This window comes from Verrucomicrobiia bacterium (assembly GCA_035946615.1).
In the GTDB taxonomy this organism is placed as follows: domain Bacteria; phylum Verrucomicrobiota; class Verrucomicrobiia; order Limisphaerales; family UBA8199; genus DASYZB01.
Genome location: DASYZB010000143.1, coordinates 1 through 23250 on the forward strand (window position 1 = coordinate 1; position 23250 = coordinate 23250).

Consider the following 23250-nt stretch of genomic DNA (forward strand, 5'->3'; position numbering starts at 1 on the left):
GCAAGGGGGCCATGAGGAAGATGCGCCGGCCAGCGCCATATCGGATGCGGGTATATCGGAACCAGCCGGTCTGCAGAATAACCGAAGCGGCTTCCATGACAAAGACCCCGCCCGCGATCACCAGGACAAAGGGCTGATGAATCAAGACGGCGATGATGCCCAACGCCCCGCCTAAAGCCAGCGAGCCGGAATCACCCATAAACACCTGGGCAGGGTGGCAGTTGTACCAAAGAAAACCTAAGCCGGCGCCAATCATCGCGGCGCAGAAGACGGTCAATTCACCCGCGCCGGAAACAAACGGGATTTGCAAGTAGGCAGCGGCCCTGGCGTTACCGGCAAGATAGGTCAGCACGACGAAAACAAAGGAAACAATGAGCGTGCAGCCGATGGCCAGACCATCCAGGCCATCGGTCAAATTCACCGCGTTCGAACTGCCCACGATGGTCAGTAATGTCACCAGCAGGCCGGCAATTCCTGCTTCCCTGGCGATGGGGTACTTAAAGAACGGCACCGTGATTTCAGTCACCAGTTTGCGCGTGGCCGGAACGCGCCAAAGATAAAACCCAATAAACAAAGCCAGAACGACCTGGACCCAAAGTTTAACTCGTGATTTGGCCCCGCCGCCGCTTTGTTGGAGAATTTTGGCGTAGTCGTCATAAAAACCCAAGCCTGTCAGAACGACCACCGAGAGCAAGGTCAGCTCGACCAGGGCATTCAATTGCGCCCAAAGCAAGGTGGTAAAATTCAAGGCTAACACAATGAGTATCCCTCCCATGGTGGGAGTGCCCTTTTTACTGAGCAGTCGGGCCTTGATGTCTCCGGCCGATTCGGCCTTGTCGGCATACTCCTGGCCGAATTTCAACTGTTTGAGCCAGGCTATCACCCGCGGTCCGAGCCAAAGGCTCACGACGAGAGCCGTCACGGCGGCCCCGGCGCTGCGCACGGTGATGTAACGAAACAGGCGCAGGGCGGACAGCCGGCTGGCCCAGGGAGTTCCTGCAGACCAATCGAGCATTTGCTGGCTCAAATAATAAAACATCTTAGGTAATCGGATCGCTTCGCAATAATTCGGCAATTCGTTCAAGGCGGGTGGCCCGCGAGGCCTTCAACAGCAGCAGGTCGCCCGTGCGGACAAACTGCTTCACGGCGGCGCCTGCAGTCGGCACATCGGCGAACTCCAGCACCCGATTCAGCCCGGCATCGCGCGCGCCGCGCCCCATCACGGCCGCCATTTTGCCCACCACAAAGAGCTGCCCGACCCCCAGTTCGGCGGCGCGGCGTCCGACTTCCTCGTGGGCCGCTTCGCTCGAGGCCCCCAATTCGGCCATGTCCCCCAGAACAGCCACCCGCCGGCCTTTGCAGGGCAGCTCGAGAAGCGTCTCCAAGGCGGCGGTCATTGAATCGGCATTGGCGTTGTAGGCATCGTCCAGCACCCGCACTCCGTTCAGTTCCCACATCTCCATGCGCATCTTGGGCGCTTTGCAGCAAGCCAGGCCTTGCTCGACCTCAGAGGCCGACAACCCCAACTCACAGCCCAAAGCGATTGCAAACAAAGCATTCAGGGGTTGGTGCCTGCCAACCAGATTCACCCGGTGCTCCCCGGCAAATTCCGAATGAGGCCCCTCGACGCGAAAAGTGACACCTTGTTTATCCAGGCGTATGCCGCTGAGGCTCCAATCATTTCCAGGAGACAAACCCAGGCGCAGGACCCCGGCTCGACTTCGCCGCGCGATGGGGATACTCCAATCATTGTCACCGTTTATAAACAATTTGCCATCGGCCGGCAGCAGCTCGGCCAGCCACCCTTCCTCTTGCGCCACGCCCGCCATGTCCCCGAAAAATTCGAGGTGCTCGCGTCCAATCGAGGTGAGAATGCCGTATCTGGGCTGGATCATTCGAATCAATGGTTCAAGCTCGCCCGGGTGGTTTGTTCCAGCCTCCAAGACCGCTGCCTGATGACTGCCTTCGAGCCGTAACAAGGTCAGGGGCACCCCGATGTCATTATTGAAACTGGCCTGGCTCCACAGCGTGGCGAGCCTTTGCCTGAGCACAGCGGCCACTAATTCTTTGGTTGTCGTTTTTCCATTCGACCCGGCAACGGCAATCACCGGAAGGGCAAAATCCCGGCGATAAGCGCCAGCCAACCGGCCCAGTGCCGCGCGTGTATTCTCGACCACAATCACCCCGCAATCCCCCGGCTGCTCGGGGGCGCGCCCGCGCTCGACAACCACAGCCGCCGCTTTGGAAAGAGCCTCGGGCAGAAAATCATGACCGTTAAATCGCTCGCCCTTCATAGCGAAAAACAGGCCGCCCGTTTGCAGGATACGTGAATCGGTGCAAACCTCCAGCGCGCGAGCTTGCGCAGAACCCTTCAGGAGTTCTCCGTTGCATGCGGCAGCAATAAACTGTAACGAGCGAGCTTCCATAATAATAACCTGCTCCCGCGGGCCGCGCGGCTCGATGCACATCGAGGGCGCCCCTCTGGGCGGCATCTTAACGCAAGTGGCGCCTCAGGTGTCCCAGGAAAATGATAGTCGGCTACCTGCGTTGGCTGGCCGATAATGAGGCGCGCAGAGAAAACGCCGCCTCGCGGACCAGGTCCGCTGGGCCCAGCACTTCAAAAGAAACAGGGCGCGCGCTGGGGTGAGGGTCGGCAGGCCCCCGTTCAGTCGGAGCAGCTTTCAAAGCTATCCGGTCTTCCTGCCGGACAGCCGCCACGAACAAACGGTGCGAGATGAGAGGTAGTGAACTCATGTTGTCCTTTGGTTGTGGTGTTTCATTGCGTGCGCGCAGACGCCGTCTTCAACGGGTGTAACTCGGCAGGCGCTGCGAGAGGGTCCGAAAGCGACGGGCCATCGCCATCCTCGGGACGGATATTGAGGTAATTGGCTGCTTGTTCAGCGATGGCTTTGAAAATGGGGCCAGCAATCTGGCCGCCATAGTAACCTTGGCTGGTTTTGGGTTCGTCCAATGTGATCGAGATACACAACTCGGGATGGTCTGCGGGGAAAAATCCGATAAACGAGGAGAAGTACTTGCGCACATAAACGCCATTTTCGACCTTCCAGGCCGTGCCGGTTTTGCCTGCAACCGTGTAATGGTCCAGGGCCGCCTTGGGCGCCGTACCATCTGGTGAAACGACAGTTTTAAGCGCCTCGACCATCATTTTGGCTGTGGCGGGGCTGATGACCTGGCGCACCTTCTGAGGGCTATACTGGGCCACGATGTTACGGTCGTGGTCCTGAAGACGGTTGACCAGCATCGGCTGCATGAGCCAGCCGTCGTTGGCAATTGCGCACATCGCCATCGTCATCTGCATCCGCGTCACGGATATCCCCTGGCCCATGGGAATCTGCGCAATGGAAACCTTGCTCCACTTCTTCACCGGATGCACAATCCCCACCACTTCCCCCGATAAAGGCAAACCGGTGCGCGTTCCGAAGCCGTAATCGCATATATACTTGTAAAGCAAGGCCTCCCCCATTTTCACCCCGATCTTGCCTGCGCCGATATTGGAGGATTTGGTAATGATGTTTTCTACGGACAACGCGCCGAAGGGCTCATGATCATGCAGGGAGCGTCCGCCGTAATACCAATGGCCATGCTCGCAATCAAAGAGATCGCTGAGCCGCACAACGCCCTCGTTGAGGGCGCCCGAGACCACGACGATCTTGAACGTCGAGCCCGGCTCGGCTACATCGGCAATGACCCGGTTTCGCCTCTGATCAGGAGTGGAACTAGCCAGATTATTGGGGTCGAAGTTGGGCAGGGTAGCCATCGCCAGGATTTCTCCGGTGCTTGGCCGCACCACAATTCCCGACACACTGATGGGAGAGTGCTTTTCCATCGCATCAGCCAGCACCGCCTCGACGATGTGCTGGATGACCGCGTCAATAGTCAGCACGACATCCAACCCATCGCGCGGTTCGACGTCCTGCTCGCGCATGGTCACCAGTTCGCGCTTGTGTCCATCGGTCTCGGTCAGGCGCCAGCCGCGCACGCCCGCCAGCTTCGAATCGAAGGTCAACTCAATGCCGTCTTTGCCGACAATCTCCCGCACCGGCCTGTCATCGACCTCCCGCTCTTCGAACCCGGTATAACCCAGCACATGTGCCGCCAGTCTCTGGCTCGGATACACCCGCATCTGGTCGTCTTGGGCGAAGATTCCTTTTTGCCGTAGGTCGCGCAAAAAGGCGCGCTCGGTCCGGGACAACTTCTTTTCATCCAGGTGAAAGTCGAGTGCGGCCATCGTGGATTGGATTTTCTCCCACGTCTCGACCGGGACCTTGTTCTTGAGGACAACATAACGGAAATAGCGATTGGTCTGCGCCTCTCCCTTTTCATTTTGTCTCAAGCGCGGAGTGAGGTTCTGAAGGAGTTTATCCTCGCTGATTGCCAGCAGCGGGGCCAGCGCATGGGCCACCTCGGGTTGATGGGTTCCGATACAAACCGGATCCGCACAGACGGTTTTGACGTAAATGCTCGTGGCCAGCAGGTTGCCTTTGATGTCGAGGATGTCGCCCCGGTGAGGTTCCAGGAGGAATTCGCGCTGGGTATTTCGTTGGGCCGTGGCGCTGAGTTCTTCATGGCGCAGGATTTGCAGATCGATTAGGCGATAACCCAGCCCGGCAAAGGCCAGCACCAGCAACAGCACAAGCCAAATGAGTCGGTGCAATTGTAAGCGCTTTGCCATTTTAATAAGGGCCTTGTTCCGGGGACCGGCTGCCCGCGACTCTCGATTCCTCCGCCTGCAGTGTCACGGGCGCCGGTAAAATACTTCCCAAGCCGGCCGCGCCGCCATACAGTGCGCCGGTCTGAATTTGCCGGCCGCCCGCGTCGATCGGTTCCTCATCCGACCGCGCCACGGGCGGCGGCAAAATTGTTAGTTTTCTGTTCACGGGGTCCTCGGGGGGGATTGCGCCGCGTACTGGCGCTCGGGCGCAGGCCCTTGTTCAGCGGGCTCGGTCAGGTGCCAAACCTCCGTTGCCGGGCGCTGGACCAACCCCAGTTTCAATTGCTTGATCTGATATTCCACATAGACAACCGAACGCATCGAGGCCAGTTGCCGCCTGAGAATGTCATTCTGGCCTTCCAGGGCAGCCAGGCGCGCTTCGCGGGTGGAAATCTGGCGTCCCAAACGGGCTATCTGGTCTTTCTGCCAGACATAGCCCAACCCCGAGCCACCAATGACCAGGCAGAGCAAAAAGGCCTTTACAGCCGGTCCGAACCGGATAGCTGCTGATTCTGATTTGCGATTCCGCGCCATCAATTTTTTATATTTTTTCCATCACTCGCAACTGCGCGCTGCGGCTGCGGGGATTGTCTGCCAACTCTCCCGCCGCCGGCTTGAGCGCCTTGCGCGTCACCCATTTCAACTCGGGCGCGCGCGCTTCACGCAACTCCGGAACATCCACCCCTCCAGTGAATGTGTATTCCCGCGCGCGCGCGCGCCCGAAATCCTTCACCAGCCGGTCCTCGGCGGAATGGAAGGTAATGACCGCCAAGCGCCCGCCGGGCCGCAAAAGGCCGAGCACACCTTCCAAACCCCGTTGCAAAGAACCTAACTCGTCGTTGACGGCCATCCGCAGGGCCTGGAACACCCGAGTTGCCGGATGCCTCTTGCGCCCGCGCCGAGGCGAAAGACGCTCAATCAATCCCGCCAACTGTCTCGTCGTCTCGAAGCGCCGCTGCTCCCGGTCGTGAACCAGCGCCCGGGCAAATCGCCGCGCCTCGGGTTCGCCGCCCAATTCCCAAAATATCCTGGCCAACTCTTCAGCCGCCGCCGAGTTGACTAAATCCGCTGCAGTCAGTTGCTGGCGCGTGTCCATCCGCATGTCCAGCGGACCATCCCGCTGGAAACTGAATCCGCGCTGGGCGCTATCCATTTGCGGCGAACTCACACCCAAATCCAGCAACACGCCGTCGCAACTGCCCGAGGGCACCCACTCAGGCAATTCCGCGAAATTCCCCTGGCGCGCCTCGAAATGTCCCGTAAAGGGCGCCAACCTGGCCTTGGCCGCTTCAACCGCGGCGCCATCTCGATCGCACCCATATAACCAGCCATTGGGCGAGCTCGCTTCCAAAATGGCTGCCGCGTGTCCACCCCCACCGAGCGTCCCGTCGGCGTAGCGCCCAGCGCTTCGAGGGTTCAACGCTTCCAACACCTCGGTCAGCATCACCGGTTTGTGAACGAAATCTGCCACTAGCCATCGTTGCTTCTTTAGTTAGAGCTTGCTCGCGCCCAAAAATCGTCCCGTCACACGCTGCCAGCGTGACGTTTCCAACTCCCGCCCCGTTTGCACTCGAGCCGCAGTCGGGTACACGGGCTCAGGCCGTGATGCTTTGGCAGGGTCAATCCCTGGCTGCGCTTGAACTGCGCGCGATTGCGGCGTATTGGTCCGTACGATTTCCAGGTCGCTCTCGCTTAAGTCGTTTCTTACGACTTTGACGCTGTCCAAAGAGAGTTCAACCTGGACCATTTGGTCGGCAGACACCGGCGTGGACGCTTTGGGAGCTTTTCGCCGGCGAGGCAAAGGGGGCAGGTCCTTGAGCCAACCCATGAATCGGCCTGCCGTTTCCTTCACCGCTTCATTGGAGTCAACCGGCCCGGCTTGCGCCGGAGCGGAGCCTTGGGCGTCGCCACCCTCCTGGCAAAGCGCGTTGGATAGAGCTGGATTTGATTCCGGGGCGACAGATTGCCTTTCATCAACCGAGGTCTCCGCGGGACTAACTGCTAAAGCGCCTGCAGTGTGGGGCATCGCGGCGCTTTCCCCAGATTGCTCGGTCATCCTTTCAAAAGGCGCCGGAACGCGGCGCACACCAGGGGCCTCTCGAGGTTCGGTTGCCTCTTTGCCGCGTTGGGCCAAGTCAGGCCCGGCAGAGGAGCGGAATGGATTCTTTTTCGATCCGAACTGCGGCAGCAACGGCTTTAACTTGTACTGATTTGTGGATTCCCTTAATCCTACAAAACTTCGTCCGGCACTCAGTAGTCGCAAAAGACTCATAGGATTTATTCCATCATTTTGAAGGCTTCCTGCGCCATGACAGCATCCGAAGCTTTCACGCGATCATAGCGCTCCGGGTTCCAGATTTCGAAACGGTCCAACAATCCAACCAACACTGCCTGGTCAGCTATCTGAGCGGCACTCGCCATTTCCTCCGGCAGACATATCCTCCCAGCCTTGTCGAGGGGTGCTTGAACCGATTCGCTACCGATAAACCGCTTCAGGACCACTTTATTAGGATCGTTGTTTGGCATCGCATCAATGTCTCGCATCAAGGAGACCATTTGTTGCGGCGGCAAAACACGCAGACAAGGACCCTCCTTGGCCTTAGGCCAAAGGACCAGCGTGAACTCGACGCCCGGTTTGGTAGGTCGCCACTTGGCAGGGATTTGGACGCGCCTCTTCTCATCCACTCCATGGCGGTAGAGCGAATTATAATAAACTGGCTCGATGCTGTCGTTAGGTTCCATTACTTATCCACCGCAGGGCACCACGGCTCCCATTTGCCCCACAACGCCCCACTTTCTGCCACTTTACACCACAACTGTCAATAGGTTTTCGCTTACTTTATTCAAAAGTTATTCACAATTTCACTCCTAGCCCTGGAAAACTCCGAAACGCGAGGATAATTCGATTACTTTATCGATAAATAACAATCTTTAAACAGGCGGAAAGCCCCTTCATGGTGGGTGGAGCAGCTCGGCGAAGGGCCTATTACTGTGACACAGAAGTTTCGAGACAGAGCGCCCAATCTCCCTAGAACATCGTTCATCGTTTCATTAAAACGTTTACAGAAGTCCATTGATATGTTATTGTTGAGAGCATGGCCGGAAAATCCAAGCTCCCCGCTTTGGTCCTCACCCCGGAGGAACAACAGCGACTGGAAACATTGCAGGCTTCTCGCGTTGCGCCGGTGCGTGAAGCCGAACGGGCGCGGATTCTTTTGCAATATTGCGCCGGAAACAGTCCTTCGGCTATCCAAAAAGCCCTTGGGATCAGCCGAGTCACCATTTATCATTGTCTGCACAAGGCTCTGGAGATGGGAATGGAAGCCGGGCTTAAGGACGCTTTTCATCGCCCCAAAGAGCCGCTCATTACCAGCGATGACAAGGCTTGGGTAGTGCATCTGGCTTGCACCAAGCCTAAAGAGTTGGGTTACGCTGCGGAGTTGTGGACGCGCCAATCGCTGGCGGGGTATGTACGCCAGCAAGCGCAAGCCGCCGGCCATCCCAGTCTGGCGCAGGCGGCCAAAGCCACGGTGCAAAGAATCCTGGACGAGCAGCATTTGCAACCGCATAAAGTGAAGTATTACTTGGAACGACGGGACCCTGAATTTGAGCCGAAGATGAAGGAAGTGCTGATGGTTTATCAAGAGGTAGCGATGCAGAACCAGGCGGCGGCGGGGCCTGCGGAAACTGCCCCCAGCATCATCACGGTGTCGATTGACGAGAAGCCAGGGGTGCAGGCCATTGAGAACACGGCACCGGATTTGCCGCCGGTTCCAGAAAAACACCCCACTGTGGGCCGCGACCATGAATACAAACGGCATGGGACTCTTTCTATCTTGGCTTCGTTGGATTTGCACGACGGGCACGTTGTGGCCCGTGTGGAAGAGCGGCATCGCAGCCGGGAGTTTGTCGCGCTGCTCAAGGACCTGGACGCCTATTATCCGACCGGGGTGACGATACGGGTTATTCTGGACAATCATTCGGCCCACATTTCCAAGGAGACGCGGGCTTACTTGGCCACGCGGCCTAACCGCTTTAGTTACGTCCACACGCCCAAACACGGCTCTTGGCTCAATTTGGTGGAAACGCTCTTTGGGAAGATGGCCCACACGTTCCTGAGGCACATTCGTGTGAAATCCAAAGCCGAACTCAAAGAGAGGATCCTGCGGGGGATCGCTGAAATCAATGCGGCTCCGGTAGTGCATCGGTGGAAAAAGTTCGATCTTTTGGCTTCCTGATGTGTAAGTATTTAATGAAACGATGTACTAGCCCTCTCCACCAAACGGGGGAGGGAATTGGTTCCCAACGCATGTAACGAAATTTAGTTGCCAGTCTGCCAGCGAGGCGTCGTGGGGCGTTTTGGTTACCGGGGGTTACCGTGGGTTACCGTAAGCGACCGTACGGTTACCGAGGGTTACCGTCAGACGCCGGTGGAGCGACGTTGGACGGGGCCTCGGGCGGCTGTTTTGACGTTGAGGCCCCGCCGGCTCATCTCGCGTTCGAGCATCTCGCCAAAGGTCGGGCCGGGAGGGCAAAAGGGCATCTCTTCACGAGGCGGGAGGTCGTTTCGATGCAGAACATTGTCCTCACGCGCGGATTTGGCGAGTTCTTTGGCTGAAGCGATTTTGCGGACGACTTCGATTTCGCCGGCTTCTTCATGGCGAAGATTGGGGATGGAGTTGCGGATGCCGGCGAGCCTGGGAGCGAGCAGTTGCCGAGGAGGTTCAGCAGGTCTGCAGGGACCCGCGCACTCCGGGACAGGCACGGCGTCGAGCACGGTGAGCGTGTTGTTGTTGTTGGCGGGCTGGGAGCCGTTGTTGATAGGTGATGAATTTAGCATAGGAGAATAGTATAGAAAGGGGCGGAAGACTTCGAAATCGGGTAGATTTGGAGGATAGTTGTGATGATGGTTCATGGCCGAGGGATGAACAGATGTAATATTATTGTGCTTAAGTGGTTACAGATAATCGGAGCTGATGGGGGGGCGAGGGTGGCCTTGGTAATGAAACGGTGTATGTACTATGGGCGCGGCACGCCGAACGTGCCTCAATCTGGCGACATTAGTCCATCCCTGGCGTCTGTGGGCTCTTGTCTTGAGCAAGGTTTATACGGATGCTTCACGAAATGCGGACGGCGGATTTCGATTATGAATTGCCTGAAAATCTGATTGCGCAGCATCCGGCCGCGCGGCGTGACGATTCGCGTTTGCTGGTGCTACATCGGAATTCGGGAGCCATTGAGCATCGAGGGTTCCGGGACTTGCTGCAGTACCTCCAGCCCGCAGACGTCCTGGTGCTCAATGATTCGCGCGTCATCCCAGCCAGATTGCGCGGCAGAAATCTCCGCAGCGGCGGGCATTTCGAGGTGTTGCTGCTGGAACAAAACGGAGCCAACGATTGGTGGGTTTTGCTGCGTCCAGGCAGGCGCGCAGGGGTAGGGACGCGAATAGGTTTCAGAAATGCCCGGGATGAGATGAGCGGCATTGAGGCCTGTGTGACTGAGATAAATGCCGAGGGCCACCGGCGCCTGTGCTTTAGCGGGATTGCAGATATCAGGGACGCGCTGACGGAATTGGGGGAGGTCCCTTTGCCTCCATACATTCATCGAGCAGACTCGCGATTCTCCGAAGCAGACCGCGCGCGTTACCAGAGCGTTTTTGCTCAACCGCCCGGGTCGGTGGCCGCCCCAACTGCCGGTTTGCATTTTACCGAAGAACTGCTCAAAGAGATTCGCGCGCTGGGTGTCGAAGTTTGTTTTGTAACGTTGCACGTGGGACTGGGGACATTCGCGCCGGTCAAAGTGGAGAACTTGGATTTGCATGTGATGCACGAGGAACGGTTTTGTGTAAATGCGGAGACAACTCGGCGCATCAACGAATGCAAGGCAGCGGGCCGGCGGGTGATTGCGGTGGGCACAACGAGCCTGCGAGCGATCGAAGGCCTGGCCGCAGAAACGGGCGGACGCCTGGAACCCAAAGAGGGCCGGACGCGTTTGTTCATCCGGCCTCCACATGATTTCAAGATTGCCGATGCGCTGTTAACCAACTTTCATCTGCCGCGTTCGACGCTGCTGATGCTGATCAGCGCGTTTGCGGCCTCAAACAAAACAACAGGACGAGAGCTGGTGCTGCGGGCATATCGGGAAGCTATCGAACGGCGTTACCGGTTTTTCAGTTATGGTGATGCGATGCTGATAATATGAGCGGCTCTTCAATCGCGAGGACCAGAAAAGGCATGGACGATGCCTGGTTCCAGGCTTTTCGAAGGCGCCGTGGTCTCCCATACGTTCTAGTGAATATGGCCATGACGGCGGATGGAAAGATTGCCACCGCCAATCGCGCCATTGCATCCTTCAGCAGCCGGCGCGACCGGGAGAATTTGCTGAGGCTGCGAGCTACTGCGGATGCGGTGATGGCCGGGGCCCGCACGATCGACCAAGGGCGCGTGATTCTGGGGCCCGGCTCCGCAAAGCACCGCCGGTTGCGGCTGAGCCGCGGCCTGGCCGAATATAACCTGCGTGTAATCGTCAGCGGCTCGGGAAGCGTGGACCCGAGCTCAAAGATTTTTCAGAAGCGCTTTTCACCGATTATCATTCTGACAACGGGCCGCGCGGGCGGCCCCAGGCTCAAACGGCTCCGGAGGCTTGCTGACGAAGTGAAGATTTGCGGGAGGAGGGAAATAGATTTTCCCCGGGCGTTACGCTGGCTGCAAAGCAAATGGAAAGTGCGACGCTTGGTTTGCGAAGGCGGCGGGGAGCTCAACAGCCCCTTATTTCGTAAAGGACTGGTCAATGAATTGCACCTGACGGTTTGTCCAAAAATCGCTGGTGGCCGCAAGGCCCCGACCATTGTCGATGGGGCTGCAGCGCCGAATCTCGCCAAGGCGGCGCGCCTGGAGATCAAATCCTCCCGGCGCATCGGCGCTGAGCTCTTTCTCGTCTATCGCGCCAGGGCGTCCGCCCACCGCGCCAGGAGCCAGAGCAGGTCGGAAAGCCGGTTCAAATAAACCAGAATTTCAGGATTTACTGCCGCCTTCTCCTGGGGCAACGCGCAAACGCGCCGCTCGGCGCGGCGGCAAACGGTGCGCGCCATGTCGAGCGTCGCGGCGGATAAATTTGCCCCCGGCATCACCCAGTCTCGAGGGATCACTCTTTGCGCTTCCACAAGCTTAACCACCTCTTCCAGCCGCGCCGTCAATTCGGCGCGGACCACAGAAAAACCATCTTTGACATACCGCTCCAAATCCGCCGGTGAAGTCGCTAGTTCGCCCATGAGGACAATGAGGTCTGTCTGGACGAGCGCGAGGTTTTGGCGAATGAAGTCCTGCTGGGCAGCCGCCCGGGCAAGACCCAGGGTGGCATTTAACTCGTCCACCGCGCCATAGGCCTCGACGCGCGGATGAGACTTCGGCAGGCGACGCCCGTACATGAGAGAGGTCGTGCCGTCGTCGCCGGTTTTGGTTACGATGCTCATGGAACGACGTGAATGCGCCAATCCTTCAGGCCCCTTGTTCTACGGCATGCCGGTAGGCCAGCAACCCGGCGGCAATGGCCTGCGCCATCTTCTCGCGATATGCCGCTGTGAAAATTCGCCGGCCCTCGACCGGGTGGGACATGAAACCCGCCTCGACGAGGATGGCGGGCATCGAGGCCTCGCGCAATACAGCGAAGCGGGCGCGGCGCACGCCGCGGTCTTGCAACGACAACCCCTGTACCAGCGCTTTCTGCACGTCATAAGCGAGTAAAAGGCTTCTGTCGTTCTGCCGGTTGCCCGAGCACCAGCTTTGGTCGCCCCCTTCACCTTTGTTATTGGTGGAACCCGCCCCGGCCGGGGTGATGCAAAAAACTTGCGTGCCCTGTACTGAATCGCGCGACGTTTCGCTGGCGTTGAAGTGCAGGCTGACAAACAGGTCCGCGCCTTTCAGTTTGGCCAGTTCGGCGCGGGCAGGCAGTTCGACAAAACGGTCCGAGCTGCGCGTCAGGAATACTTTAAAGCCTTCGCGAGTCAGCAAGCGGCGCACCTCCTTGGCAAATAGCAACGTGTATTTTTTTTCCTGATGGGAACCGACGCAGTAACCGGGATCCTTGCCGCCGTGGCCTGGGTCCAGGCAGATGGTCCTTATTCGAAGGCCCGGTCTGTTCCTGGCCGGCGAAAGCAAAGGGCGCAGGGCCGTCTCGATGTCCAAGGGCGCCAGGTAAACCCCGCCATTCCTGCGGATAGGAGGAAATGAAAGCCATAGATCGATGCCATTAAGCCGTGCTTCGCAGGAATCGACTGTAAAGGAAAGGTCCCAGGACGGTTTGCTCAGTTCGAAAGTTTCCTCGCGTTTCAGCCAATGGATGTCGAAGCCATTGGCCCTCGCCCATTCGGCAATAGAAACCGTTTGCCTGCTGCCGCTTCGCGGGGCGGGTTCTGTGCTCGACGCTATCGAAGCCAATCCAGCGGCACAAACAAAGAGGATCGGGGGCCAACTCAATTTTCTGGCAGGCAAATGCATGCCCCTGGACTCTGCATGGCCAAGGGGCTGAATTCAAGCGCATGCTTGCAGACTCCTCTGTAATTTCATCGGGACTAGACGCCTACTGCTTGCTTGTCTAGCCCTAGATCAATTGCTAAGTGCAACTCGGGATGGAGGTCTTCAAGGAGAAATTTCCACACTAGCGCCGAGGGCAAGAGGTCCGGGTCTCGCATAGGGAGCACCGCGGCAACCCGCAGGGCCACGTTCGGGTCCTTGCACAGCATGTAAAGCCTGCGCCAGTCCTGGGTGCTTCCACGCTGAATCCAATCTAAATACGCTAGCGCGGAAACCCCCTTCGTATTTCGGCTCTGCATCATCGGTTCGAGTCGTTGTAAAACCCTGCATCCAATGTTTGAGGCAGGACATTGTTCAGCTCCAACTTCACAAGGGCGCGCGACAAGCGGCGGCAGGCCTCGGCCACGTAGGCCCAATCGGTAAAGGGCGCCTTCAGGCATTTGTAGGCCTGCAGCGGCGTTTCTGCCAAATCCAGTGGCGGCACTTCACACGCCTCGGCGAAGCGGCTCACCAGGCTCTGCGAACCGGCGGCCGGATAAACCAGGTTCAAATAACCCAGAGCCGTCAGCGCAGCCGAATCCCCCAGCAGCCGCGTCAAGGCCGCAACATCAACATAATACCTTGTCGCCCGCCGCTCGGTCAGCAAAAAGGCCTTAACACGCAACGTCTCCGCGGCAGTCGGCATGATTAGCCCGCTTACTTCGAGTGTGCGCAGGGGTTGTGCGCGCCGCCGTTGCCGCAAGCCCAAGGCCACTCCGCCCCGCTGTCCAAGAATGAGCACAGGCGGATTCCGCCTGGCCGTCGTCCAACCCTCCCAATCCTCCAGTCTGGCAGCTACCTCTTCGTAGCGGTCCCGCAGGTGCGGCGTGACCAAATCCACGTCCAGCGAAACTCGATGCCGGCAATGTGCCGCCGCAGCGGTCCCGCCGACCGCCACCAGTTCCAAATCCTGGAACTGGCGCTGCGCTGCCCGACCCTGCTCCAACACCCGTTCGAACTCAATCATCGCCTTAACTTGCGGCACGTCACTTTGCTTTGAAAGGCCAAGTCTTCGGAAGCCTAATTGACTGACACTTTTTGCGTTTGACAGATTTGGCGCGCCGTTGGCCACGGCAGAGCCAGTAGTGGTTCGAGGTTGCCGCGAGCGGAGGCGATCACCAAATCCCCCTCGTTGAGGACGACAACGCAGCAGGCCACGTGTTGGAGCGCGCGCATGTCACGGGGCAGATAAACAGCCACGAACTGCCCGCCCCGGGCAACGCCAACCATTCGCTCCCAACCTCGCCGTTTCATGGCCTTATCCGCGCGCGTGAACAGCGCCGAATAATCCAGCGCTTGCGGCGCATCCAGAAGCTTGTAAACGCCAACGTCCGCGCCGTGCAGAGCGCCCAGGGCGGCTTTGGGCTCTGGCGGCAGGTTGAAGAAGCTCGATCCGAACCGCGCGAAAGCCAAAGTGAGGCCGCCGGCATGAATAGCAAACCGCTTGTCCCAGTGTCCGGGGACGGACTCCATGACGCTGCTGCGCAAAGCTTGGTTCACCGAACTCAACCGGAAGCAGTTGGCGATGCCAATGGCGCACAGTAAAGGCAGGCAGAGAACAAGCGCCAAAATCACGTAGCCCGCACTGGTCCGGGGGTTCAGCCGGGGCGAAGCTGGGGGCCGGAGTATCGGGGGCGCCGACGGGGCCGCTGGCGTTGGGCTGATTGGCATGACGTTTTCCATACTCGATTACTCCTGCGCCTTGTCCTTAGGTTTTTCCTCCTGTTTTTGCGCGGCGTCGCCAATCTGCTTAAGGGGGTCGATGTGGAGTTTCTCACCCAGCAAGGCCAATTGCTCGGGCTTGATATCGCCGACCACGTTGGCGAACACGGCGTGCTCCTTGCCATCGAGCACCACCGCAGCCAGACCTTGGACAGCCCCCTTGTCAGTCATCTTGAGGTACACATTGACATCCTGGTCTTTTTGCTGGGCAGTCACGATGCGTTCCCAACCCTTGGCGGCCAGGTCCTTGCGGATTTTCTGGGCGCGCTTCTGCAACTCTGCCCGATTGTCCTCACCCAAGCCGATGACATTGACTCTGACCAATTTTAATCCGTTAAGAAGGCCGGCCACGTCGGGTTGGTCCTTCTCGACCAATCGAGCCGCCAAGCCGATCAGGCCGCTCGGCACGTTCACCTCGACAAATTCCCCGCCTCCTTTGGGCGGTGAAAAGGCGCCGAAATCGACTTGACCGGGCAATATTTCATCCGCTGCCAGAGTCACGGTTGCGGCGGCGCACAGCGTTACAGTTCCAATCATCCAGGGCTTCAAATGTTTCATATTCAATTCCACGTTGAGGTTGTCCGTGGGGCACTGCGCCCCTTTAGAGATGATACCCGGCAACTCGAACGAAAGTTTCAACAAACGCGAGGAAAGAAGAAGAACCGCTGAATACCTTCGAAACACCGCTGACGTGGTGGGGACGCAAACACGCATTTGTTGATCGAGGGCGCGGCTTGCTTGCCAGCAGCAATGCACTCACGCTCCTTCCCCAAAGCTTGCACGCCGTCAGACGAGCAGCCGCGGGTCAAAAGCAAAATCCTCGGGCGTTCCGATAGAGATTTTCTTGAAATCAGGGTGGGCCGGGTTGAGCAGGTAATTGGGTTCCCCCCATACGACGACGCTGGGCAAAGCCAGTATGGCGGAGCGTCCAGCTCGCACCCAGTCGTCGCCCAACTGCCTGGTGGAAACAGGGGGCGGCTCCGCGCGCCAATCTTTGGGCAAGCCGGTGAGAAATCTCTCAACCAGCGCGGCGTCAAACTCAATGGGTATCGCGACGTATCTGAACATGACAGGGGGATTCAGATGCACCAGGTTTTCCAGCGCCGCCAGAGACTTGGTGCTGCTGGCATAGACAACAGCCACCCCCCGGGAGTTCCACCGGCCACCGGTCTTGGCTGCTCCTTCACCTGAAAAGGCGGTGGCGGCGTGCTTCTCCTTGACGATACGCCAGGCTTCCAGCATCAGGAATAAACCCCGTATTCGATGCGACCAAGCAAATCCTCGACCTCGCGCGCCCCGACCTCGGTCTCGGCATAGTCCAGAGGCACGGCGCCACCCAAACCGATTTGCGGCGAAGTCAGCCAAAGGCGGGCTGTCCCTTGGGTCTCGAAAACCTCCGTGGCTTTGCCCATCAGACGCGCAAACCTGACCAGCCGGTCGGACTCCTCTGGTTCCAGCCGCCCTTTGGCCATCCGCCGGTTCAGAGTGGCTCTGGAAATGCCGAGTTTTGGCGCGAGCCGTTCCATCGGGACACCCAAAAGGCCTTGCAGCACGGCTAACTCCCGGACTGCCAAACCCTGCTGGATAACCTCAATGATGTTCGAGGCATTGACCTCTGCCTCTTTGATCTGTCCCTTCATCTCGCCTGAACCTCTACGTACAAAAAAGTTTACCACGCCTATCTTGTTGAGATTTCCTGATGCGGTGGAATGCCTTTTCGTTTTGCGCTCAACACTTGTGTTGCTCATTTGAGACTATTTATACAATCATTTGAACCCATTGTCAAGAAGCGATGAGCGACGAAGACATTCTAGTTCGGCCTGGGACTTGGAGCGGCGTTTACTTGTCGCTTTCACAGCATCAATTTGCCCTAAATGCCGATCGGGTTTAATTCTGAATTTCCAACGCGACAAATTCCCCCCCCCCCAATGTCCCTCCCCACTTGAAGGCAAAGGCGCTCCGGTCTAGAGTAGCGCATGGGAACATCGGGGAGAGCTTCAAACAGCCACTATAAGCCAATCGAGAACTACGGAATTATCGGGGACCTGCACACGGTTGCGCTGGTCGGCATGGACGGTTCGATTGACTTCATGTGTTTTCCCAATTTCGATTCGCCCACAATCTTCGCCGCGTTGCTGGATTATAAAAAGGGGGGCCGCTTTCAACTGGCGCCGCGGCTCAAAGGCGCGCGCCAGAAACAGCTCTACTTTCCAGACTCCAATATCCTCTTGAGCCGGTTCCTGTCGGATGAAGGCATAGGGGAAGTGTCTGATTTCATGCCCATCATGGAACTGGGCCATGCCCATGACCTGGTTCGCCGGGCCAAGTGCATCCGAGGCGACATCCCATTTCAAATGGTGTGTGACCCTCGCTTTGACTATGGCCGCGCCGGGCATCGAGTCGAAAAGAAACGAAACGAAGTGCTTTTCATCAGCCGCGGCGAAGACAAAACGGTTTTGCGCTTGCGCAGTGAAGTCCCTTTGCGCGTGGAAAATGGCGCTGCCACAGCCGAGTTCACCTTGCACTCAGGCCAAACTGCCGCCTTCGTGCTCGAAGATGTCCATGCCGGGGAAGGGGGGTCACCATCGGCGGCGCCCAATTATGTGACCGAGTCGTTTAAGCAAACGATGAATTACTGGCGGCAGTGGGTGCGCCAATCCCAATACCGAGGCCGCTGGCGCGAGGTGGTCAACCGGTCGGCTTTGACGCTCAAGCTGCTGACCTCAGCCGAACATGGTTCGATTGTTGCCGCCCCGACTTTTGGGCTGCCCGAAGAGATCGGCGGCGTGCGCAACTGGGATTACCGTTACACGTGGATTCGAGATGCGTCCTTTACCACCTATGCCTTGATGCGCTTAGGCTATACAGCAGAGGCGACCGCCTTCATGCGCTGGATTGAAGCCCGTTGCGCTGAACTCAAACCCGGCTCGCCGCTCCAGGTCATGTATGGCCTGGATGGACGCCAGAATCTGCAGGAGACCGACTTGCGCCACTTCGAAGGCTACAAAAAGTCGCGCCCGGTTCGCATTGGCAACGGCGCATGCGACCAGCTTCAGCTCGATATCTATGGAGAGCTGATGGACTCGGTTTACATCTACAATAAATTCGGAGAGCTGATCTCGTATGATTTTTGGCTGAACCTGGTGGGCCTGATTGATTGGGTTTGCGCCAATTGGCAGCGGCCAGACGAAGGCATCTGGGAAGTGCGCGGAGGGCCTTACGAATTTCTCTACTCGAGGATCATGTGCTGGGTAGCGGTGGACCGCGGCCTGCGCCTGGCTCAAAAGCGCTCCTTCCCGGCCCCATTAGCCAAGTGGCGGGAAATCCGGGATCAGATTTACCGCCATGTTTATCAAAACTTCTGGGACTCGGAATTGCGCAGCTTCGTGCAGTACAAGGGCTCGAAAGCGGTGGATGCGGCGGCGCTGTTGATGCCCTTGATGAAGTTCATCGGGCCTAATGACCCGCGCTGGCGCTCGACTCTTGACTTCATTAATAGCAACCTGGTCGAGGATTCGCTGGTTTATCGCTATAATGTCATGAAAGGAGCCAACACGGGCTTTCCTGGCCGCGAAGGCACCTTCTCGATGTGCTCATTTTGGAATGTCGAATGCCTCGCCCGCGCCGGTGACTTCAAATTGTCGCGGTTTTATTTCGAAAAAACCCTGGGGTATGCCAACCACTTGGGATTGTATTCAGAAGAACTCGGCCTCAATGGGCAGCAGTTGGGCAATTTCCCGCAGGCATTCACGCATCTGGGCTTGATCAGCGCCGCTTACTATCTTGACCGCTCACTGGACAAGCAGCAGACGGCCAAGGATGGCCCGTCTTTGGCAATGTAACCAGGAACGCCGGCCAAGCGTCAATCGTTAGGCACCCAGCCTTTGCCAGGGATGTACTCGCGGCTGCCAGAATGGGAAGCGCAACCTCCCGCCAATAGGGCGGCTGCCAATATCAAGAGCAGACAAAATTTTGACATGACCGCACTTTAAATCCAGATTGCAAACAGGGCAAGCTGGTAGGGAACGCGTGATATTATGCCTGAAACTGAGAAATCGCTAAAGGGCCAGTTGCTGCTGGACAGCGGCCAATTGCAGGGCTCCTTTTTCCAGCGAACGGTAGTCCTGATCTGCCAGCACGATGCGGACGGAGCGTTTGGCCTGATCCTGAATCGGGCGGCTGGCAGCAAAGCCGGGGAGATGATCGTGGCGGACCTGCCCGAGACGCTGAAGGCCTGCCCCTTGTTCTTGGGCGGCCCTGTCCAGCCATCCGCGTTGAGTTTCCTGCACAGCGACTCCTTTATTCCAGACGCCAATGTGATGGCCAATTTGAGCCTGGGACACTCGCTCGACAGCCTGGTCGAAATCGGAGATTCGTTTTCACCAACACAGCAAATCAAGATGTTCGCCGGGTACGCCGGGTGGAGCGCCGGCCAGCTCGAAGACGAACTCAAACGCGATGCCTGGCTCACCCACCCGGCCTCACTGGACTTGATCTTCGATAGCCAGCCCGACCAGCTCTGGCAAAAAATCCTGCGCCAAAAAGGTTGGAAATACCGGCTCCTGTCCCAGATGCCGGAGGATTTGTCGCTAAATTAGTCCGGCCATCGGCCTCAACGCTCCTAGCTCGCCAGAACTCGCGCCGTGCTTGACCTCAATTATGCCAACTCGGGAAATTCAACTTGCCTGGGTTTTGCGGGGTGATTAGGTTTCAGGGGCGAAGCCAAATCCCGGCTTTGCTGTCCCTATGAATGTGCAAACGGAAATCGGCTATAATTCAAAGGTCGAAGGCGACGTGGTAGTCACCCGCCTGGATGCGGCCATCAATTGGTTCCGCAAGAACTCGCTCTGGCCGATGCCGATGGGCTTGGCCTGCTGCGCCATCGAATTGATGGCCACGGGCGCCAGCCGGTTCGATATTTCCAGGTTCGGCTCGGAGGTGATGCGTTTTTCCCCGCGTCAATCGGATGTGATGATCGTCGCGGGAACAGTGACTTACAAAATGGCCCTGGCGGTCCAGCGGATTTACGAGCAGATGACTGACCCCAAATGGGTGATTGCGATGGGGGCTTGCGCGTCGAGCGGCGGGATGTACCGCAGCTACTCGGTACTGCAGGGGGTGGATAACATTGTGCCTGTTGACGTGTATATTGGCGGGTGCCCGCCGCGGCCCGAGGCCTTGCTGGATGCGCTGATAAAGCTCCAGGCCAAAGTCGCCCGCGAACCGGTGCTCGCAACGCTGAAGGTGGCCTGAACTGGGGATACAGGTGAAACCGCACCGCGATAATCGATTCGGTTCCTCTGAGAATCCGAATGCAGCCGTTCAGCCGTCCCTTCGGGACTCGTCTGCTTGCGGGCCAATTCCCAACGCTGAAGTGTTGGGCATTATCCGATGTCCCTCCGGGACATTATCCGGGTCCTACAATGAGTGATACGACTTCAACGCCCAAGCCTGCGTCCGCACCTGCAGGCGGCCCCGCAAAGCCTGAGAGCCCCGCCGCAGGATTGGCGCGCCAACTCAAGGCCAGATTTGACCAGTGGATTTCTGAACCCATCGAATTCCGAGGCGAGCTCACGCTGAAAGTCTCAGATGTCGAGCGGATGCCGGAGATTTGCGCGGTGGCAAGGAACGAAATGGGTTTTGATTACCTGGTAGATATCACCAGCATCGATAATTATGGCGAGGACCCGCGGTTCACGCTGGTTTTTCACCTCTACGGCTATGGCCATCGCCAGTACCTGCGCCTCAAGGCCGAATTGAGCGAGGAAAAAGGCGAGGCACCGACGCTCACGGGTATCTGGCGCACCGCAGATTGGCACGAGCGCGAGATTTACGACATGATGGGCATCCGCTTCCGCGGGCACCCCGACCTGCGCCGGATTCTGATGTGGGAAGGCTACCCTTATTTTCCGTTGCGGAAGGATTTTCCATTGGCCGGAAAGCCGAGTGAGATGCCCGAGGTTGCATTCACCGAACCGGCGCCGCTGGCGGGCGGACCGTTCGTCACCATCGCGGGCGGTAAAGACGCGCTCTCACGCGAACCTCGGGTGCGAATCCCGGAAACGGATGCTATCGCGCTGAACGCGCGAGTCGAACGCCGCAGAGACATCCGGGGCGCGCACGGCCACAGCCACGGGCCTGGACCAATCCCGAAGAAATGATTCTTCCGTTGCGCCACGATGAGTGAAGAACGACATGTCGCGTTTACTGATACGGCTGGCAGAACCGCCGAGGCGTTGCGCACTCTGAATCAGCCGGCCCCGGCCAATACATCTTCCGCTGATCTGCCGGGTGAGAAAATGGTCCTGAACATGGGCCCGTCGCACCCGGCCACGCATGGTGTTTTGCGCATTGTGCTCGAACTGGACGGCGAGATTATCACAAAGGCCATGCCGGATGTGGGTTTTCTTCATCGCGGAGATGAAAAGATAGCGGAGAACATGACTTACACCCAGTTCATTCCTTATACGGATCGACTGGATTACCTGGCCCCGCTGGCCAACAATGTTGCCTACGTACTGGCTGTTGAGAAACTGCTGGGCATTGATCGGCAGTTGCCCCCCCGCTGCCAGTTCATTCGGGTCATTTGCTGCGAACTGGCCCGGGTCGCTTCCCATCTTTTGGGTTTGGGGTCCTTTGCCATGGATGTGGGCGCAATGACCGTGTTTCTGCACACATTCACGGAGCGCGAAAAGACTTACAACCTATGCGAATCGCTCACCGGCGCGCGCTTTACGACCAGCTACACGCGCATTGGGGGCTTGTCCCGTGACCTGCCGCCCGGCTGGGTCGAGCAGTGCCGAAGATTCTGCAATGAAGTGGTGGTGAACATCGATGAGACCGAAACGCTTCTGAGCCGGAACCGCATCTTTGCGGATCGCACGCAGGGCGTTGGGGTCATTTCGCGCCAGGACGCCATCGATTTCGGCTTGAGCGGCCCCAACCTGCGCGGCAGCGGTGTCGAGCACGATTTGCGCAAGGTCCAGCCATACCTGGTGTACGATCAGCTCGATTTTGAAGTGCCAATAGGATCAAAGGGCGATTGCTACGATCGTTATTTGTGCCGCATCGAGGAGATGCGCCAGAGCGTGCGGATTCTTCACCAATGCCTGGACAAGCTCCCGGGCGGGCCGGTCAATGTGCCGGATGGCAAGATCGTCCTGCCGCCCAAGGACCGCGTGCTGACGCGGATGGAGGAATTGATTCATCATTTTATCAATGTAACCCAAGGCGTTAACGCGCCGCCCGGAGAGGTCTATTTCGCGCATGAAAATCCCAAGGGCGAACTTGGTTTCTACATCAACAGCAAAGGCGGGGGCACGCCGCACCGGTTGAAAATCCGCTCCCCTTCCTTCGTCAACCTGAGCATCCTTTCGCATCTGTTGCCCGGCCATATGGTCAGTGACATCGTCGCGATTTTGGGCTCATTCGATTTTGTTATGGGGGAATGCGACCGCTGAAATCTATGCAGCCGGAGATTCAAATCAATCTACCTAACGAACAGGCGATACCGGACCCGCTCGTGGAACAGCCGGACTTCGCTGTCCCGGCTGCTTTGGCGGCTGAGATTGATGAGATCATCACCCGCTATCCCAAAAAGCGAAGCGCCTCGCTGATGCTGCTGCACGCAATTCAGGAGCGTTTTGGCTTTATTTCGCGGCAGGCGGTGGAATGGATCGCCACAAAATTGGAGCTGCAGCCGATCAATATCTATGAGCTGGTCACTTTTTACCCAATGTTCCACCAGCAACCGGTGGGGCGCCATCACCTGCGAGTCTGCCGTACCTTGAGTTGCGCCCTGGGCGGTTCCTACAGGCTGCACGAACACTTGTGCGCCCGGCTTGGCCTGGACCCCCATGGCCATGGTCCACAAACCACCAAGGACGGCAAGTTCACGGTCGAGTTTGTTGAATGCCTTGCCAGTTGCGGCACCGCCCCGGTGATGATGTGCAATGAGGCGTTTTACGAGGGCGTTTCGGAAAAAAAGGCGGATGAAATCGTGGGGGGGTGCAAGTGAAGAGGAGTTGGCTGCCCGACATGGATTTGAACCATGACAAACAGATCCAGAGTCTGCTGTGCTACCGTTACACCATCGGGCAAACGAGCGCTTCTAAGGTAGGATGTACCCTCCAGGAGTCAAGGCTGGCGGGGCGCTTGAGTCCGGTCTTAAAACCTCGGCGCGCAGACTTCAAGGCTGCTGTCCCGGAGGGACATCCGACAATAGCC

General features: G+C 58.0%; 25 protein-coding genes and 1 tRNA gene. 9 read left to right on the top strand and 17 right to left on the bottom strand.

Annotation, left to right across the window (positions count from 1 at the left end; genetic code table 11):
• The 8 genes from mraY to VG146_20710 form a co-directional block, all read right to left on the bottom strand.
• Positions 1 to 1039 (bottom strand): phospho-N-acetylmuramoyl-pentapeptide-transferase (mraY, locus tag VG146_20675; GenBank protein HEV2394773.1); only part of this gene is annotated, 1039 nt, incomplete at its 3' end.
• Position 1040: 1 nt separating this feature from the next.
• A complete protein-coding gene (gene murF / locus VG146_20680) occupies positions 1041 to 2426 on the bottom strand; it encodes a UDP-N-acetylmuramoyl-tripeptide--D-alanyl-D-alanine ligase (protein ID HEV2394774.1) in 1386 nt (461 codons plus the stop codon).
• A gap of 112 nt (positions 2427 to 2538) precedes the next feature.
• Positions 2539 to 2754, bottom strand: coding sequence for a hypothetical protein (locus VG146_20685; GenBank protein ID HEV2394775.1), 216 nt, complete (start codon positions 2752 to 2754; stop codon positions 2539 to 2541).
• 22 nt (positions 2755 to 2776) lie between these two features.
• Positions 2777 to 4693 carry a penicillin-binding protein 2 gene (locus tag VG146_20690; GenBank protein ID HEV2394776.1) on the bottom strand — a complete coding sequence of 639 codons (1917 nt, stop codon included), beginning with the start codon at positions 4691 to 4693 and terminating at the stop codon, positions 2777 to 2779.
• A 201-nt stretch (positions 4694 to 4894) separates the two neighbouring features.
• On the bottom strand, positions 4895 to 5266 hold the full coding sequence (locus VG146_20695) for a hypothetical protein (GenBank protein ID HEV2394777.1): 372 nt from the start codon (positions 5264 to 5266) through the stop codon (positions 4895 to 4897).
• A gap of 7 nt (positions 5267 to 5273) precedes the next feature.
• Positions 5274 to 6203 carry a 16S rRNA (cytosine(1402)-N(4))-methyltransferase RsmH gene (gene rsmH / locus VG146_20700; protein ID HEV2394778.1) on the bottom strand — a complete coding sequence of 310 codons (930 nt, stop codon included), beginning with the start codon at positions 6201 to 6203 and terminating at the stop codon, positions 5274 to 5276.
• 21 nt (positions 6204 to 6224) lie between these two features.
• On the bottom strand, positions 6225 to 7004 hold the full coding sequence (locus tag VG146_20705; protein HEV2394779.1) for a hypothetical protein: 780 nt from the start codon (positions 7002 to 7004) through the stop codon (positions 6225 to 6227).
• A 5-nt stretch (positions 7005 to 7009) separates the two neighbouring features.
• Positions 7010 to 7474: a hypothetical protein gene (locus VG146_20710; GenBank protein HEV2394780.1), complete on the bottom strand. Its 465-nt coding sequence runs from the start codon at positions 7472 to 7474 to the stop codon at positions 7010 to 7012.
• Between the two features lie 353 nt (positions 7475 to 7827).
• On the opposite strand from VG146_20710, the gene VG146_20715 reads away from it, so the two are divergent.
• Positions 7828 to 8970 carry an IS630 family transposase gene (locus VG146_20715; GenBank protein HEV2394781.1) on the top strand — a complete coding sequence of 381 codons (1143 nt, stop codon included), beginning with the start codon at positions 7828 to 7830 and terminating at the stop codon, positions 8968 to 8970.
• Positions 8971 to 9152: 182 nt separating this feature from the next.
• On the opposite strand, the gene VG146_20720 is transcribed toward VG146_20715, so the two are convergent.
• A complete protein-coding gene (locus VG146_20720; GenBank protein ID HEV2394782.1) occupies positions 9153 to 9572 on the bottom strand; it encodes a hypothetical protein in 420 nt (139 codons plus the stop codon).
• Positions 9573 to 9856: 284 nt separating this feature from the next.
• Between VG146_20720 and queA the strand changes: the two genes are divergently transcribed.
• The gene (gene queA, locus VG146_20725; protein HEV2394783.1) at positions 9857 to 10933 is read left to right on the top strand and encodes a tRNA preQ1(34) S-adenosylmethionine ribosyltransferase-isomerase QueA; all 1077 of its coding nucleotides are present in this window, start codon (positions 9857 to 9859) and stop codon (positions 10931 to 10933) included.
• 32 nt (positions 10934 to 10965) lie between these two features.
• Positions 10966 to 11736 (top strand): dihydrofolate reductase family protein, encoded by a 771-nt coding sequence (locus VG146_20730; GenBank protein ID HEV2394784.1) that lies wholly within the window; start codon positions 10966 to 10968, stop codon positions 11734 to 11736.
• On the opposite strand, the gene VG146_20735 is transcribed toward VG146_20730, so the two are convergent.
• The 7 genes from VG146_20735 to VG146_20765 all read right to left on the bottom strand — a co-directional run bounded on the left by VG146_20735 (position 11670) and on the right by VG146_20765 (position 16664).
• Positions 11670 to 12203, bottom strand: coding sequence for a cob(I)yrinic acid a,c-diamide adenosyltransferase (locus VG146_20735; GenBank protein HEV2394785.1), 534 nt, complete (start codon positions 12201 to 12203; stop codon positions 11670 to 11672). The two genes, VG146_20730 and VG146_20735, sit on opposite strands and share 67 nt — an antisense overlap.
• Positions 12204 to 12228: 25 nt before the next feature.
• Positions 12229 to 13206, bottom strand: coding sequence for an N-acetylmuramoyl-L-alanine amidase (locus tag VG146_20740; protein ID HEV2394786.1), 978 nt, complete (start codon positions 13204 to 13206; stop codon positions 12229 to 12231).
• A 355-nt stretch (positions 13207 to 13561) separates the two neighbouring features.
• Positions 13562 to 14269 (bottom strand): hypothetical protein, encoded by a 708-nt coding sequence (locus tag VG146_20745; protein HEV2394787.1) that lies wholly within the window; start codon positions 14267 to 14269, stop codon positions 13562 to 13564.
• A gap of 53 nt (positions 14270 to 14322) precedes the next feature.
• Positions 14323 to 14985, bottom strand: a complete 663-nt coding sequence (locus tag VG146_20750; GenBank protein ID HEV2394788.1) for a hypothetical protein — start codon at positions 14983 to 14985, stop codon at positions 14323 to 14325.
• Positions 14986 to 14991: 6 nt separating this feature from the next.
• Positions 14992 to 15582, bottom strand: coding sequence for a DUF4252 domain-containing protein (locus VG146_20755; protein ID HEV2394789.1), 591 nt, complete (start codon positions 15580 to 15582; stop codon positions 14992 to 14994).
• Between the two features lie 228 nt (positions 15583 to 15810).
• Positions 15811 to 16266, bottom strand: a complete 456-nt coding sequence (locus VG146_20760) for an RES family NAD+ phosphorylase (protein ID HEV2394790.1) — start codon at positions 16264 to 16266, stop codon at positions 15811 to 15813.
• Positions 16266 to 16664 carry an antitoxin Xre/MbcA/ParS toxin-binding domain-containing protein gene (locus tag VG146_20765; GenBank protein ID HEV2394791.1) on the bottom strand — a complete coding sequence of 133 codons (399 nt, stop codon included), beginning with the start codon at positions 16662 to 16664 and terminating at the stop codon, positions 16266 to 16268. The genes VG146_20760 and VG146_20765 overlap by 1 nt, the downstream gene beginning before the upstream one ends.
• Positions 16665 to 17000: 336 nt before the next feature.
• Here VG146_20765 and VG146_20770 point away from each other — a divergent pair, with 336 nt between their 5' ends.
• The 6 genes from VG146_20770 (at position 17001) to VG146_20795 (ending at position 23041) form a co-directional block, all read left to right on the top strand.
• Entirely contained in the window at positions 17001 to 18866 is a 1866-nt protein-coding gene (locus VG146_20770; protein ID HEV2394792.1) for a glycoside hydrolase family 15 protein, read from the top strand.
• A 195-nt stretch (positions 18867 to 19061) separates the two neighbouring features.
• Complete coding sequence (locus VG146_20775; protein ID HEV2394793.1) at positions 19062 to 19622, top strand: YqgE/AlgH family protein; 561 nt, start codon at positions 19062 to 19064, stop codon at positions 19620 to 19622.
• Positions 19623 to 19770: 148 nt separating this feature from the next.
• Positions 19771 to 20277: an NADH-quinone oxidoreductase subunit NuoB gene (gene nuoB / locus VG146_20780; GenBank protein ID HEV2394794.1), complete on the top strand. Its 507-nt coding sequence runs from the start codon at positions 19771 to 19773 to the stop codon at positions 20275 to 20277.
• A 170-nt stretch (positions 20278 to 20447) separates the two neighbouring features.
• Positions 20448 to 21185, top strand: a complete 738-nt coding sequence (locus VG146_20785; protein ID HEV2394795.1) for an NADH-quinone oxidoreductase subunit C — start codon at positions 20448 to 20450, stop codon at positions 21183 to 21185.
• An 18-nt stretch (positions 21186 to 21203) separates the two neighbouring features.
• The gene (gene nuoD, locus VG146_20790) at positions 21204 to 22484 is read left to right on the top strand and encodes an NADH dehydrogenase (quinone) subunit D (protein ID HEV2394796.1); all 1281 of its coding nucleotides are present in this window, start codon (positions 21204 to 21206) and stop codon (positions 22482 to 22484) included.
• Between the two features lie 5 nt (positions 22485 to 22489).
• A complete protein-coding gene (locus VG146_20795) occupies positions 22490 to 23041 on the top strand; it encodes an NAD(P)H-dependent oxidoreductase subunit E (GenBank protein HEV2394797.1) in 552 nt (183 codons plus the stop codon).
• Positions 23042 to 23049: 8 nt separating this feature from the next.
• Here VG146_20795 and VG146_20800 read toward each other — a convergent pair.
• Positions 23050 to 23123 (bottom strand) — tRNA-Gln (locus VG146_20800).
• Between the last annotated feature and the right edge of the window lie 127 nt (positions 23124 to 23250).

Coding starts and splice junctions, on each gene's coding strand:
- murF (HEV2394774.1), bottom strand. CDS start 2,426: ATGGAAGCTCGCTCGTTACAGTTTATTGCTGCCGCATGCAACGGAGAA.
- VG146_20685 (HEV2394775.1), bottom strand. CDS start 2,754: ATGAGTTCACTACCTCTCATCTCGCACCGTTTGTTCGTGGCGGCTGTC.
- VG146_20690 (HEV2394776.1), bottom strand. CDS start 4,693: ATGGCAAAGCGCTTACAATTGCACCGACTCATTTGGCTTGTGCTGTTG.
- VG146_20695 (HEV2394777.1), bottom strand. CDS start 5,266: ATGGCGCGGAATCGCAAATCAGAATCAGCAGCTATCCGGTTCGGACCG.
- VG146_20705 (HEV2394779.1), bottom strand. CDS start 7,004: ATGAGTCTTTTGCGACTACTGAGTGCCGGACGAAGTTTTGTAGGATTA.
- VG146_20710 (HEV2394780.1), bottom strand. CDS start 7,474: ATGGAACCTAACGACAGCATCGAGCCAGTTTATTATAATTCGCTCTAC.
- VG146_20715 (HEV2394781.1), top strand. CDS start 7,828: ATGGCCGGAAAATCCAAGCTCCCCGCTTTGGTCCTCACCCCGGAGGAA.
- VG146_20720 (HEV2394782.1), bottom strand. CDS start 9,572: ATGCTAAATTCATCACCTATCAACAACGGCTCCCAGCCCGCCAACAAC.
- queA (HEV2394783.1), top strand. CDS start 9,857: ATGCGGACGGCGGATTTCGATTATGAATTGCCTGAAAATCTGATTGCG.
- VG146_20730 (HEV2394784.1), top strand. CDS start 10,966: ATGGACGATGCCTGGTTCCAGGCTTTTCGAAGGCGCCGTGGTCTCCCA.
- VG146_20735 (HEV2394785.1), bottom strand. CDS start 12,203: ATGAGCATCGTAACCAAAACCGGCGACGACGGCACGACCTCTCTCATG.
- VG146_20745 (HEV2394787.1), bottom strand. CDS start 14,269: ATGATTGAGTTCGAACGGGTGTTGGAGCAGGGTCGGGCAGCGCAGCGC.
- VG146_20750 (HEV2394788.1), bottom strand. CDS start 14,985: ATGGAAAACGTCATGCCAATCAGCCCAACGCCAGCGGCCCCGTCGGCG.
- VG146_20755 (HEV2394789.1), bottom strand. CDS start 15,582: ATGAAACATTTGAAGCCCTGGATGATTGGAACTGTAACGCTGTGCGCC.
- VG146_20760 (HEV2394790.1), bottom strand. CDS start 16,266: ATGCTGGAAGCCTGGCGTATCGTCAAGGAGAAGCACGCCGCCACCGCC.
- VG146_20765 (HEV2394791.1), bottom strand. CDS start 16,664: ATGAAGGGACAGATCAAAGAGGCAGAGGTCAATGCCTCGAACATCATT.
- VG146_20770 (HEV2394792.1), top strand. CDS start 17,001: ATGGGAACATCGGGGAGAGCTTCAAACAGCCACTATAAGCCAATCGAG.
- VG146_20775 (HEV2394793.1), top strand. CDS start 19,062: ATGCCTGAAACTGAGAAATCGCTAAAGGGCCAGTTGCTGCTGGACAGC.
- nuoB (HEV2394794.1), top strand. CDS start 19,771: ATGAATGTGCAAACGGAAATCGGCTATAATTCAAAGGTCGAAGGCGAC.
- VG146_20785 (HEV2394795.1), top strand. CDS start 20,448: ATGAGTGATACGACTTCAACGCCCAAGCCTGCGTCCGCACCTGCAGGC.
- nuoD (HEV2394796.1), top strand. CDS start 21,204: ATGAGTGAAGAACGACATGTCGCGTTTACTGATACGGCTGGCAGAACC.
- VG146_20795 (HEV2394797.1), top strand. CDS start 22,490: ATGCAGCCGGAGATTCAAATCAATCTACCTAACGAACAGGCGATACCG.